The sequence below is a fragment of the uncultured Ruminococcus sp. genome (assembly GCF_947301925.1).
Classification (GTDB): domain Bacteria; phylum Bacillota; class Clostridia; order Oscillospirales; family Ruminococcaceae; genus Ruminococcus.
Window position 1 is genome coordinate 17644 of sequence record NZ_CAMYUE010000015.1, and the last position, 12731, is coordinate 30374.

At 42.8% G+C, this 12731-nt stretch carries 17 protein-coding genes, 2 tRNA genes and 1 pseudogene; 19 read left to right on the top strand and 1 reads right to left on the bottom strand.

The window, feature by feature from the left end:
• The first annotated feature begins 3 nt into the window (after positions 1-3).
• The 18 genes and pseudogenes from spoVAE (at position 4) to Q0Y65_RS13190 (ending at position 11294) form a co-directional block, all read left to right on the top strand.
• Complete coding sequence (gene spoVAE, locus Q0Y65_RS13105; protein WP_297960633.1) at positions 4-366, top strand: stage V sporulation protein AE; 363 nt, start codon at positions 4-6, stop codon at positions 364-366.
• Between the two features lie 202 nt (positions 367-568).
• A tRNA-Met gene (locus Q0Y65_RS13110) sits at positions 569-645 on the top strand.
• Between the two features lie 3 nt (positions 646-648).
• Positions 649-720: transfer RNA gene (locus Q0Y65_RS13115), tRNA-Glu, on the top strand.
• Between the two features lie 453 nt (positions 721-1173).
• Positions 1174-1458 carry a DUF4314 domain-containing protein gene (locus Q0Y65_RS13120; RefSeq protein WP_297960636.1) on the top strand — a complete coding sequence of 95 codons (285 nt, stop codon included), beginning with the start codon at positions 1174-1176 and terminating at the stop codon, positions 1456-1458.
• A 142-nt stretch (positions 1459-1600) separates the two neighbouring features.
• On the top strand, positions 1601-2488 hold the full coding sequence (locus Q0Y65_RS13125) for an LPD28 domain-containing protein (RefSeq protein ID WP_297960638.1): 888 nt from the start codon (positions 1601-1603) through the stop codon (positions 2486-2488).
• 1 nt (position 2489) lies between these two features.
• Positions 2490-2870 (top strand): annotated as a pseudogene (locus Q0Y65_RS13130) (pentapeptide repeat-containing protein); the annotation flags it as partial.
• A gap of 66 nt (positions 2871-2936) precedes the next feature.
• Positions 2937-3479, top strand: a complete 543-nt coding sequence (locus Q0Y65_RS13135) for a hypothetical protein (protein WP_363293566.1) — start codon at positions 2937-2939, stop codon at positions 3477-3479.
• A gap of 1 nt (position 3480) precedes the next feature.
• On the top strand, positions 3481-3627 hold the full coding sequence (locus tag Q0Y65_RS13140; protein WP_297960641.1) for a hypothetical protein: 147 nt from the start codon (positions 3481-3483) through the stop codon (positions 3625-3627).
• A gap of 179 nt (positions 3628-3806) precedes the next feature.
• Positions 3807-4421, top strand: a complete 615-nt coding sequence (locus Q0Y65_RS13145) for a hypothetical protein (RefSeq protein ID WP_297960644.1) — start codon at positions 3807-3809, stop codon at positions 4419-4421.
• Position 4422: 1 nt separating this feature from the next.
• Complete coding sequence (locus Q0Y65_RS13150; RefSeq protein ID WP_297960645.1) at positions 4423-4887, top strand: hypothetical protein; 465 nt, start codon at positions 4423-4425, stop codon at positions 4885-4887.
• Positions 4868-5164: a hypothetical protein gene (locus Q0Y65_RS13155; protein WP_297960648.1), complete on the top strand. Its 297-nt coding sequence runs from the start codon at positions 4868-4870 to the stop codon at positions 5162-5164. The genes Q0Y65_RS13150 and Q0Y65_RS13155 overlap by 20 nt, the downstream gene beginning before the upstream one ends.
• Positions 5165-5312: 148 nt before the next feature.
• On the top strand, positions 5313-5600 hold the full coding sequence (locus tag Q0Y65_RS13160; RefSeq protein ID WP_297960651.1) for a hypothetical protein: 288 nt from the start codon (positions 5313-5315) through the stop codon (positions 5598-5600).
• 120 nt (positions 5601-5720) lie between these two features.
• Positions 5721-6560, top strand: a complete 840-nt coding sequence (locus tag Q0Y65_RS13165) for a YwqG family protein (RefSeq protein WP_297960654.1) — start codon at positions 5721-5723, stop codon at positions 6558-6560.
• A 123-nt stretch (positions 6561-6683) separates the two neighbouring features.
• Complete coding sequence (locus tag Q0Y65_RS13170) at positions 6684-7781, top strand: alpha/beta fold hydrolase (RefSeq protein WP_297960657.1); 1098 nt, start codon at positions 6684-6686, stop codon at positions 7779-7781.
• 685 nt (positions 7782-8466) lie between these two features.
• Entirely contained in the window at positions 8467-8979 is a 513-nt protein-coding gene (locus Q0Y65_RS13175) for an AAA family ATPase (protein ID WP_297960660.1), read from the top strand.
• Positions 8976-9605, top strand: a complete 630-nt coding sequence (locus tag Q0Y65_RS13180) for a methyltransferase type 11 (protein WP_297960663.1) — start codon at positions 8976-8978, stop codon at positions 9603-9605. Before Q0Y65_RS13175 ends, Q0Y65_RS13180 begins: the two co-directional genes overlap by 4 nt.
• Positions 9606-9607: 2 nt before the next feature.
• Positions 9608-10342 (top strand): AAA family ATPase, encoded by a 735-nt coding sequence (locus tag Q0Y65_RS13185; protein ID WP_297960666.1) that lies wholly within the window; start codon positions 9608-9610, stop codon positions 10340-10342.
• An 82-nt stretch (positions 10343-10424) separates the two neighbouring features.
• Positions 10425-11294, top strand: a complete 870-nt coding sequence (locus Q0Y65_RS13190; protein WP_297960669.1) for an AraC family transcriptional regulator — start codon at positions 10425-10427, stop codon at positions 11292-11294.
• Positions 11295-11353: 59 nt separating this feature from the next.
• On the opposite strand, the gene Q0Y65_RS13195 is transcribed toward Q0Y65_RS13190, so the two are convergent.
• Positions 11354-11896 (bottom strand): VanZ family protein, encoded by a 543-nt coding sequence (locus Q0Y65_RS13195; RefSeq protein WP_363293567.1) that lies wholly within the window; start codon positions 11894-11896, stop codon positions 11354-11356.
• A 198-nt stretch (positions 11897-12094) separates the two neighbouring features.
• Here Q0Y65_RS13195 and Q0Y65_RS13200 point away from each other — a divergent pair, with 198 nt between their 5' ends.
• On the top strand, positions 12095-12715 hold the full coding sequence (locus tag Q0Y65_RS13200; protein WP_297960675.1) for an MBL fold metallo-hydrolase: 621 nt from the start codon (positions 12095-12097) through the stop codon (positions 12713-12715).
• Positions 12716-12731: the final 16 nt, after the last annotated feature.

Consider the following 12731-nt stretch of genomic DNA (forward strand, 5'->3'; position numbering starts at 1 on the left):
ATCATGCTCACCGACCTCATAAAGGCCTTCATCATCGGCGGAGCTATCTGCACTGTAGGACAGCTCCTCATTGACTATACCAAGCTTACGCCCGCAAGGATACTCACAGGCTTCGTTGTGGCAGGAGTGATACTCTCCGCCGCCGGTATCTACGGTCCCCTCGCCGACTTCGCAGGGGCAGGAGCTTCCGTTCCGCTGACAGGCTTCGGCCATCTGCTGGCCGAGGGTATAAGAAAAGCCGTTGACAGCGACGGCTTCATCGGTATATTCACAGGCGGTCTCACCGCGGCATCGGGCGGAGTCACCGCGGCTCTGCTGTTCGGCCTCGCCGCCGCCCTGATCTTCAGACAAAAGGACAACTCGTAACAATACAGCATGGGAAAGAGCGCTTTCGGAACTGCCCTTTCCCATGTGCCTTCATTCATGTTATTTTCACCAATTACGCCGTCCTATCAGCTTCACATTTTGTGTGTGTCGACAAATTTCAGGGACAGTCTATCCCTTTACTTGACTTTTTGCCCTTTTTGTACTATAATAATTTAGTCGCAGGTGACCCCTGCTAAATTATGGCGGCATAGCTCAGTTGGCTAGAGTACTCGGTTCATACCCGATTGGTCGTTGGTTCAAATCCTACTGCCGCTACCATATGGCCCGTTGGTCAAGAGGTTAAGACATCGCCCTTTCACGGCGGAATCATGGGTTCAATTCCCGTACGGGTCACTTTGTCTATTTTACAAAATAGATATTTTACAAAAAATCCCCGATTTTTCGGGGATTTTTTGCATTCTCATGGCTGAAAAAAATTTTCAATTTTCATAGATATATTTTCTGAAAAACTCCGATGTTACGGGAAGTGAACCCTTGAAATCATCATTTCAGACGATTTTGATTCCGTTTCGGCATAAAAACAACTTCAAAATCCGTTGTTTATTTTTAACGAAGTTTTGTCGAATTTCTTATGTATTATGCTAAGTTAATATTTACTATATAAGGCTGGACTTTTATGAGTCCAGCCTTTTTGTTTTCAGACTTAATCCTTTTTCTGCGCTCATTGTCAGCTTCTACGGAGCGTTTCCAAGCCTTGTATCATAACTGGCACAGATTATCAATACTTATACATATAATGCGAAATATTACATAAAACAGATCTTTTTATCTGAAAGGATGATATAAGTGACAGAGCTATCAAGGCAGGCGATACAACGTTATAAAGATATGTACCCTCCTGGAACAGGCATTTGTGTTGATAATATGGCAGATGATCCAAGACCAATATCTTCCGGAACTAAGGGTAAAGTTATAGCCGTCGATGATATAGGCACAATACACTGCGCTTTTGAAAACGGAAGACAGCTTGGGCTCATACCTGGTGTTGACAGTTTTCATGTTGTAAAAAAGGCACTATCCGAAACTCAAAGTATTGAAGAAGAACCAGAATTACAAATGAATATGACATAACCTAAATACGCCGTATTGTTTGATCAATACGGCTTTTTTACATATATAAGGAAGGAGTTGTTGCCTACTGTCAATATCATTACAGTCAATGTTATAGTTGCGCTGACTGAATTTATAAAGAAAATAGACAAGGAGATGAAAAATGCCTAATCATGTAACAAATGTAATTTCATTCTCTGGCGATAAAAGCCGAATTTCAGCAATGCTGAAGGAAATACAAAATGATGAACACGGTATAGGTTCGGTTGATTTTGAAAAAATACTGCCTATGCCTGACACCGTTTATAACGGCTCGCTGGGAATACGTGAAAGAGAGCTTTACGGTGAGAATAACTGGTATGACTGGCGACTTGGGAATTGGGGAACCAAGTGGAATTCCTATGGATATACCGAAAATACCACCCTTCAAGATGATAAGATCAAATTTCTTACGGCATGGTCTGCTCCACATCCAATACTGCATAAGCTGTCAGAAATGTATCCTGATGTAAAAATGGAGCATGAATGGGCTGATGAAGATATCGGTATGAATTGTGGACGTTACGTTTATTACGATGGTGAGCGTGTAGAAGAATACTTCCCCGAAAGTCAAAAAGAATGCCTTGAATTCGCTGCAAAGGTAATGGATGTAAGTCTTGAAGAGGATTACTCCTTATATCTGAATGCCAGTGAAACAGGATATGTTAATATCGAATATGACGATGAATATGAGCTGGTTGAGATTGAGGATCTGCCTGCTTTATTCACAAATGAGCGCATCACAGATGCTGATATCCCTAAAGGAATGTACTGTTATCATATAAGACACGACGATAACGGCAACTTCTGCGCTATTGAAAAGAATGTCACTGTAAACCACGCAGGCTCTATCATAACTAAGGAACCTATAGAGCTAGGAAAACAGGGATATATCTCTCTGAATCAAGATAACAGCCCCAACTTTTTCGGAGAAAATATGTCAATATATATGTTCAGGGAATATGATCCCGATCAGTCAGAAGAAATGAGTATGGGAATGACGGAGGTATAATATGGGAGAAAAAAGGATAATAACGCAGGAGGAGCTTGATAGCGCCTGTTTGCTCCATAATAAATGGAACGAGGAAAATGAAGGTGAACGTGCAGTATTCGAAAACTGTATCTTTGACAGGCTGAATTTCGCAGGGAAACAGTTTAATGGCGCTATATTCAGGAACTGTGATTTCAAGTTATGTGATATCACAGACGCAGGAATGTGTTTTGCAGAACTGAAGAACATAAGTTTCACCTGCTGTGATTGTCATTCGCTTATTGCCGAAGAAGCCGCTCTCAGGGATATAATCTTTGAAAACTGTAATCTTAAAAGCGCTATATTTACCCATAGTTCACTGCGAAATGTCCAGTATCATAACTGTGATAGAAATGATATGAGCTTTGAAAGGTGCTATAAGCTCCCTGAAGCCGAAATAGTCAATATAACCTCGGAAGATCTAAGAAATATGAGTGACAAAGAAGGACTGATATTACAAGGCTGCGGCGGAGATGTTCAGGAATGGGCAGATGGAATAAATACTTCACTGACAGACTCGGAAATACTGCTAAACGGCAGTATGTTCAGTAAACTGTATGTTTTTGAGACAGATGGACATACATGTATAATGTTCCCATTTGAAGATACAGATCTGAATATCGGAAAGCTCGCAATATGGCGATTACAGACACATGATCAGTTCAATGGTACATGGCTTTCCGACTATGTTCCTAATAAACTCGGAGGTTTTATAGAAAAAGAGCAGTCACAGGAGCATAAAAAACCGGACTGTCCATTAATCGGCCAGGACGGGAATATCTTTAACCTCATGGGAATAGCATCAAAAACGCTTCGCCATAATCATATGGCTACGGAAGCAAAGGAAATGTGTGAACGCATAACTTCATCCGGCAGTTATGAAGAAGCACTTGGTATAATCGGAGAATACGTCAATATAACTTCAATTTATGACGAAGAATCATCAGAAGAAATGGGAATGGAGATGATGTGATATGACCAACCTTTTCATCGGACTGCTGATAGGTATCCTTATCGGAGCCGCAATAGGTTCCCTCGGAGTAGCAGTTCAGGCTCTTCGTCATGAAATACACAGACTCAACAAGGAACTAACGGAGGCACAAGATGAAAAAGAAACCTAACTACAGAGATATCTACAGACTGCCCGGTGGAGATATAACGGTAATACTACGCAGTACAAAGCCTTTACTCACAGGGAAAGTTCCCTACAAAGATAACGGCTTACGATCTTCCCGAATATTACAAATATATCTATATGTACAGGAATTATGTATATCTGAAGACTGCAGGCGTCAAGTATATGATATACAAGCCGAATTACTTTGTAGATAATCATCTATTCAAGGATGATTTCCTGTATATTTCCTTTGATAAAGAAATAGTTCCTTATACCGACGGCAGATGGGAACACTATACAGGTTATGATGTGCTGTTATACGGCAGATCCATTTGTAAATTTCTTGATTATGCTGAACAATACTCCGATTATGATACCTCTGAGATACGTAAGGAGATCGAGAAGAAAATAATATGGTATATGGAGCATAACCCGGATCATCCGGAACTATCGAATAAAATGATGCCTTTCTCTCCAAAAGCAGATATGTTGCTTCACAGTCTCAGCAGGAATGATCCCCCAGAGATACTTGACAAGCAGAAAGAGGAAATATTGAATTTCTGCAAACGATATAATCTGACACCAGGAGATGTTTTTAAAAGCACTACTCCCGCTGGTTTGCCTGCTGTTGCAGAGGAACTTGTAAACAGAAAGGATCGTGGAGAAGATATAAAGATTGTACTCGGAGTCAAATATATCAAAGATGCATTGGATGAAACAATGTGGAATGAGACAGAAAGAGTATTCTGGGGACATGATATAGCACTTAAACTGATATATGTAAGAAAAGAGGAATAATATGCTTGATGTCTATCACGATCCCAATGATATGGAGAAAATAAACCGGCAGAAGCTGTTCGATGACTTTGATAATATACTTTTTAGAGTTGAAAAGGAAAACAAAGGCTTTATTATTACCGATGAAGGCAAGGCAGACCTAGTCCTATGCCCAGCAAACTGGTTCAGCATTGAAGCTGACACGGACTTCAGTACAATAGTCGGCTGTGCCCTTCGTTATGCTCTTGGCAGGTATACCTATATGCCAAGTACAGTAAAGGGATTTATAGAACGGCATATAGAGGCAATAACAGAAAATGACCTCAACGTCATGATCAGCGACATTGAGGACAAAATGAAGTATAATAAAGAGCTGCCATATAAGGAATTATGGCTGGAATTAAGGGATGATCTTGTTGTTGAACTGAAAAAGCGAGAAGAATCCCAATCTAAAGGAAAAGGCAATAATGGAAACAATAATAATTGAAATGCCGGAAGAGGAAAAAGACAAGCTCTTTGATATCCTGAATCGTCTCGGACTCACCGTAGATCAGGTTACGGATATGTTTCTCAGATGGGTAATTGATAATCCTGATGAAGCCGGAAGATGGCTGAAAAACTGTGCCATTGACAATAAAAATCCTGCAATCGCAGCCATGCTGGATCTGCAGGATGAATTAAAAGGGAAATCAGTAATGACAGGTCTGGATACTGAAGAAGCGATTATGGATCTGACCAAGGAAATCAGGAGAAATGGCAGGTGAAATAGTAATGTGCAGAAAATGCACATTGCTTTGAGATGTTGCTTTTTTCGCTATAATTCGACAATATATCTCAAATTATTATGCTGTATTCCCTCCAAAAATGTGTTATAATGGTACCATTATCTTAATCAATTGAAGGTTATCTACAATGAACAAAATCAAAAAAGGACTTAAAAGAGCAGCATACGAATTCGGTGTTCCCTTATCTGAGGTAAAGGAAGTAATACAGGATCTGATTGACGAATGCTACAACAACACAGATGACGAAACACATGCCAATTGGCGGCAGATTTGCCCAAACGGTGAGAAGCCAACTCCTGAGCAGTTAATTGCCTATGTAACTGATAGGATTGAAAACGAACAGAATAATACATCTCAAACGTCCAATAAGCGGGGAAATTTAATCTCTCTTTTATTTGGACGTTTTTGTATTTGATAAAAGCACCGAAAATGAGAGAAAAATCTCTTATAACTTGTCAATTGACAAGTTATCGGGCATGATATATAATTAAAATATATTATACAGCCCATAGCTGCGATGAAAAGGAGAGATAATATGGATATTGAAAAAGTAATGGAAAATGTCAGAAAGATACTTCCACCAAGACCTGCTGTTAAGTTTACTGTTGTGAACGAAAAACCAGGATTATTCGACAGCAAGATCGGAGGTACACCCTACTTCCCGAAGAATATGGAATATCCCCGCGGAAAGAAAAACGAATTCAAAGACCAGCCCCTATCTCTGCTTGCACAGCTAAACTTTGAAAAGCTCCCTCATATCCCTGATTTTCCAACAAAAGGCATATTGCAGTTCTTTATAGCAGGCGACGACCTATACGGAATGGCTTCTGAATGCATCGGTGAACCTCTTGCAGCACAGGATAATTTTCGTATTATATACCATGAAAATATAATCAAGGACGAGACACAGCTCCTTTCTGCAGACGAGATACCGCAGTATAACGGTGATGACGATGTTTATATGCCATTTACAGGCGAGTACAAGCTCATAGCTCATGAACCTGATACAATTAATGCTACTGCTAACGACTTCCGCTTTGAAGAAGTTTTTCTGAAATGCTACAACGAACTGGCTGACGAGCCTGTTGAATCACTGTGGGATCTTGACGACAAAACCAGCGATGCAATTCATGATAATACATTTCCCGATGCAGTAATTGGCGGTTATCCTATATTTACCCAGGAAGATCCCCGCAGTGCCGACAGCCTCGGAGATTGCGATACCCTGCTCTTTGAGCTTGACAGCGTCGAAAATAGAGAAAAAGGTATTGATATAATGTGGGGTGACTCAGGAACAGGCACTTTCATGATACCTCTTGAAAATCTCAGGAAGCTCGACTTTTCCAGAGTTGTCTACAACTACGATTGCTATTAATAAAGCATAACTCATTAGCTAATAATATGGAATTAATCAGAAGTAAGATTTTTACTTCTGGTTAAAGATAGCAATAATATATGAAAGGCTGATGCAAAATAGCATCAGAAAATAGGAATAAAAATGAAAATTATAAAGAAATTTTTAAAGGGCATTGCAAAAGTGCTGGTCGTACTGCTGATCTTGCTGATCCTGTTGGTGGTGGGACTGTTCATCTACCACCGCATAATGATCTCGAAAAACAGGACGTTCCTACAGGAAAAAGGATTCTGCGAACTGGCATCCGTCGGGGACTATTCCCTCAACGTGCAAAAGACAGGCAATGCTGACGGAAAGCATCGTATCATCATGCTTTCGGGCGCAGGTCCCTGCTATCGTTTCTCTATGAAGGAATTTGCGGAGAATTTTCAGGAGGATAACGAGTTTATCTACCTCTCACGTCCGGGCTATGACGGCAGCGATGACACAAAAAAAGCCATGACCGTTGAAATGGTCGTGGAAAACTACCGCACAGCGCTCGAAAATGCCGGTGTGGAAAAGCCGTATGTCCTCATGCCGCATTCTCTCGGCAGCCTGTACGCCTCCTACTGGGTGAGCAATTACCCTGACGAGATTGAGGCACTGGTCAATCTGGACGGAACATATCCGACACCGATCACTGATCCGCAGTCTCATGGGGGTAAGGATATGTTCTACTACCTCGCCAATCTCGGAGTAGGCGATGTGGCATTTCACGCATTCATCCCAAAGGATCCAACGCTCTCAGCTGATGAGCAGCGTGCCTATGACATCATGTATGTGTCAACGCTTGCTGCCGACGCATTTTACTCCGAGAGTGAGTATATTGACATCAACAAAAACTCCACTTGGGAGTCTCTCTCGCCGAACGATGTCCCGAAGATGTACCTGTCTTTCCGCGACGGCTTCCGCACCGCTGAGGAAGTGCAGGCCTACTTCGATGCAAGCGAATTCAAGGAAGATCTCATTGCAGAAAATTCTGAGGACTTTACCGGCAACGAGACAGACCGCGAATCCTATGCCTGCGAGAAATACCTCGAACAGATCACCGAGAACCGCAGCAAAGAGCTGGAGCCGTTTATTGAGAAGCTCGGGAACTGCGAGATCCGATATCTCCCCGGCAGCCATTTCCTGTATGAGGACAAGCCAGAAGAGTGCGCTGCTATCGTCCAGGATTTCCTGAACAGTTTGGATGGCAACTAATTTTGAGCAAATGGGAAGATATTGAATAAGAGCTCGGGATGTTTAAGATGTCATGAACATATTATACCTTATTCTTCTATAATATGGAATTAACCAGAAGTAAGAACTTTACTTCCAGTTAAAGAAAAGCCTATTATTTTTTGGAAATTATTAAAACTCAGCCAAAAATTAACTGGCGCAAATTTTGAGACAGTTCAAGTTATTGGTCTGTGAAATTTGTTGAAAGGTTGGAGAGCGATAAAACCAAATAAAAAGCGCCTTGATTTTTCAAGGTGCTTGCTTTAAAAACCAGATTTCAATTTTGAGTTAAAATTTGAAATCCCGTGAGGTTATGACACACCAACCTCAGAAATCTCAAAAAATTTGACTTGAAAAAAATATCTATTTTGTAAAAGACACACATTATTGGTTTACTGCAAATGGCTTTAAACAGCTGTTTGCAGTTTTTTATTATTTTAATCGATTGTCCGCGACCACTTATCAAACATATCACTTTTAACTATACCGCAGAGTTCTCGCTCTGCGGTATTTTTTTACTATTAAATCTTCATTCGCATTGTATGATAAAATAATCATATCACAGCTCCCACATGAACATTCAAAGCCAAATAAGACCTGCAATTGAAAACCGGCTTCAAATATGGTATAATGAATGCAAACATCAGAAAGGACCGAGATCAAGCCTATGATAATACTGATAACAGGAGCTTCACACACGGGGAAGACGCTCCTCGCACAGAGACTGCTTGAAAAATACAAGTACCCTTACCTATCTATCGACCACCTGAAAATGGGACTGATAAGAAGCGGTCAGACCGAGCTCACACCCTATGATGACGACAAGCTGACGGCGTACCTCTGGGACATTCTGAAAGAGATGATAAAGACCGCCATTGAAAACGGTCAGAACCTCATTATCGAGGGCTGTTATATTCCCTTCGACTGGCAGGACAGCTTCGATGCGGACTATCTTTCGCAGATAAAATACATCTGTCTTGTTATGAGCGAAAGCTACATAAACAGCCATTTCAGCGACATTGTCAGCTACGGGAACGTTATCGAAAAGCGGCTCTCCAACGATATCGACATCGAGGAGATGAAGCAGGACAATCAGGAGTATCTCCGCGGCTGTATCAGTCACGGGCTCGATTATTTCCTGATAGACGGCGAGTACGATCCGGAGAGGTGCGGCATATGAGCAATCCATGGGAAGAAATAAGTCTTGACGACTACGAAAAGCATATGAGCCTTTATTCCGTGCGGCAGCTTCAGGCGATGAATTCCATAATGCAGGAGCAGTTCAGCTCCTACCCTGCCGAGACTGCAATGGTGCTGGGTATCGCAGGGGGAAACGGTCTTGAGCACGTCAGCCCCGGGAAGTTCCACAAGGTCTACGGAGTGGACATCAATGCGGACTATCTCAGTGCGGTATCTCAGCGATATACTCAGCTTTCGGGAGTTCTGGAGTGCCTGCACATCGACCTTATAAACGAGGTGGAAAAGCTCCCAAAGGCACAGCTTCTGATAGCAAATCTGCTCATCGAATACATCGGCTGCGGAGCGTTTCAGAAAGCCGTTTTGCAGACTGCTCCCCAGTACGTTTCCTGCGTGATTCAGATTAACACTGACGAGAAGCAATGGGTGTCGGAGTCGCCCTACCTCCACGCATTCGACAGGCTGGACGAGGTTCATCACCAGATGGAGGTAAAGGCGCTGACAGCTGCTATGAAAGAGACAGGCTACTTACTGATATTGCAGAAGTCCTATCCTCTGCCAAACGGAAAGGCGCTTGTAAGGCTGGATTTTAAGAAAAATGAGGTGTAGTAATGCTTGAACCGAACGAATTATATCTAACCGGTTTGAAAGTAAAGTGGGATAAGATAACGCGTTACAGCTATCTCCGAAAAATAGCCGCTATCAAGGCACTTGATGAACTGACCTTCAATACGCCTGTCACCTTCTTTGTAGGTGAAAACGGAAGCGGCAAGTCCACGCTTTTAGAGGCGATCGCTGTCGCTTACGGTTTCAATCCCGAAGGCGGAACCCTGAATTACAGCTTTTCCACCTACGATTCACACTCCGAGCTTCACGATGCTCTCAGACTTGTGAGAAGCTTCAATAAAGCCAAATGGGGATATTTTCTCAGAGTGGAAAGCTTTTACAATGTGGCTACAGCCGAAGATTATTATTCCAAAATACCAGGTTGTAAGACACCTCCGCAGGAATTCCACAAGAAATCACACGGAGAAAGTTTCCTTAAATTAATACAAAACAGTTTCTCGTCAAACGGTCTGTATATCCTCGACGAGCCAGAAGCCGCTCTGTCACCGCAAAGACAGTTGACGCTGATGCTTGAAATGTCCAGGTGCATTAAGAACGATTCGCAGTTCATCATAGTAACTCATTCGCCGATACTGCTCGGATTCCCCGGAGCAACTATCCTCAGCTTCGATGACGGTGTAATTCAGCCGATCGACTATGAAGATACACAAAGCTATCTGATAACGAAAATGTTTATAAATGACCGCAAACAGATATTAAGACACCTTTTTGAAGAATGACCTGACACAACAAGCCACAAAATATCAGGACACCTCACGTCTGCGATGATATAATAGAGTTACACTAAAGGAGGGAAAACCAATGAACTTAGCAACAGGTATTCAGAAGGCTATCGACTACATCGAAGCGCACATCACCGACGAGCTTGACCTCGCCGATATCGCCGGGCAGGCGGCGTGCTCACCGTACTATTTCCAGAAGATATTCGGGATCCTGTGCGGTATCACGGTAGGCGAATATATCCGTAACAGGCGGCTCACACTTGCCGGCAGCGAGCTGAAAAAGCCTAACGTGAAGGTAATCGACACGGCTCTGAAATACGGTTACGAGTCTCCCGAGAGCTTTACAAGAGCGTTCACGCGCTTCCACGGCATAACGCCTACGGAGGCTAAACGCGAGGGCGGCAGGCTCCGTTCATTTTCCCGTTTCAAGGTGCAGATCATTTTGAAAGGCGGTAATTCCATGAATTATAACATCATTAAAAAGGGCGCATTCACAGTGCTTGAAAAGGTGGAGCAGCACACAGTTGTTGGTGAACAGAACAAGAATACTATCCCCGGATTCTGGAGCAGAGCTCATTCCGACGGCACTATCACTACCCTGCTTGAGCACGCATCGGACAGCTCTTTTATCTACGGTACCTGCTACGGCAACGGTCACTCCAACGCCGAGACCTTCGACTACGGTATCGCTGTGGAGTGCGCTCCCGATACAGTTGCTCCCGAGGGCTTCCGCGTGAATACTATCCCTGCGAGAACATGGGTAGTTGCCGAGTGTACAGGTCCCATGCCCGAGGCTATCCAGCAGCTCTGGCACGAGCTCTGCACAGAGTTCTTTCCTACCTCGGACTATACTCCCACCTACGAAATGGACATCGAGGCTTATCCCGACGGTGATATGACGTCCCCTGACTACAAAAGCCAGATATGGATACCTGTTGTGAGCGAGTAAAACAAGTTTTGCCCCTGAACGTTTCAATTAACGCTCAGGGGCATTGTTTTCTGGATTGCTTACTGAGATAAATCAGAATTTGCGGCTTTTCGTATAGCAAATATAACATACGCTCCAATCATAACACCGCTCGTATTTAATATTATGTCATCAATATCTGTATGCCTTTCGGGACATAGCAATTGGGACAGCTCAATAAAGATAATAAAACAAATCCCTGCGAACATAGTTTTTTTGATATTATCAAGCTTGCGAAAACAGATAGGCCATACTATTCCTACAGGTATAAACATTGCTATGTTTCCGATAATATTGATAAGCCATCCATCATATCTGTCAAAGAGAAAAAAGAACGGGATTAAACTTATCATGTCAGACGGTGTCTTTGAAAATCCAATCGTTAGAGTACCTATTTTCCCGTCAACAAAATGTAACGGGAAGTATACAAATCTTGCAATAACTACAAGGCATATGTATACAAGAAGCATCTGAAGTTCGCGTTTTACCGAAAACTGCTTGAATCTGATCGCAATTATGAATCGCACAAGTATCCAAATGAGAGTTATAAAAATAAACATCTGTAGATAGGAAATCTCAATCATAGTCACTGCGTCATCCTTTCTTTAGCAGATAGCTTGATAAATTCCGATTTAGCTTAGTAACAATTATACCATAGCATCACTGCCGTGTCAATAAAAGCTCTATAATACACAGGTTTTATATGAACAACGAAAAATTGCTTGCTATCCACGCCGATCTATGCTATAATTGTAGAAAAATACCGACAGGGAGGTCTCGCCATGCTTGATTTCATAACCATAAACGAACACAGCAGTATCCGCATCGACGAGGGAAAAATCATCTACTCCGACCCGTATAACATCATAGAAGCGACACACGACGCCGACATAATCCTCATCACACACAGCCACTTCGATCACTACTCCCCTGATGATATCCGCAAGGTGATGAAGTCGGACACTGTTATCGTCTGTCCGGACACTGTAAACGAGCCAAAGGAGCTTGGTCTGACCGTGAAGCAGGTGACCGCAGGCGAGGAGTTCGAAGTCTTCGGTGTCAGATTTGAGGCTGTTCCTGCGTACAACATCGGAAAGCCCTTCCACCCGCAGTCCAACGGCTGGCTGGGATATATCATCGACAGTCCCGACCAAGGACGCATCTATATCGCAGGCGATACGGATATCACTCCTGACAACAAGCAGGTAAAGTGCGAAATAGCGCTCATTCCTGCAGGAGGCACTTACACCACTGACGCTGCACAGGCCGCGGAGCTTGTGAATATTATCCGTCCGGAATATGCGATCCCGATACACTACGGAACAGTAGCAGGCAGTCCTGCTGACGGCGAGAAGTTCCGCAAGGCTGTTGACAGCAATATCGAGGTCGTTATCAAGCTGTAAAATGACTGCCTGGAAT